The 278-nt window shown below is 58.6% G+C and carries 1 pseudogene; it reads left to right on the top strand.

What is annotated here, in order from left to right:
- A pseudogene (locus tag R0J87_RS19855) lies at positions 1 to 194 on the top strand (hypothetical protein); the annotation flags it as partial.
- Positions 195 to 278 lie beyond the last annotated feature (84 nt).

Raw genomic sequence — 278 nt, 5'->3', positions numbered from 1 at the left:
CGCTGGACGGCGCGGCTGAAGGGGCCGAGCGCCTCGGCTCCGAACGCCCGCGCATCCTGGCCGTCACCGTGCTGACCAGCCTGGACGACGAGGACATGCAGACCATGGGCATGACCGCCTCTGTGGAGGATCAGGTCGCCCGTTTGGCCATGATTAGTATTTCCAACAGCAGGTTTTTCTTCGAGAGGAAATAGCTGGGGGATTTCCAGATGATAGAGAAGCGTATGGCCCCACTGTTATTAGCACTGCGACTTTAGAGGCTGTAGCCAGTTGGTTTC

This window comes from Halomonas sp. SIMBA_159 (assembly GCF_046536035.1).
Classification (GTDB): Bacteria; Pseudomonadota; Gammaproteobacteria; order Pseudomonadales; family Halomonadaceae; genus Vreelandella; species Vreelandella venusta_A.
Note: the sequence above shows the minus strand (reverse complement) of the source record. Positions and strands in the feature narration are given on the sequence as shown.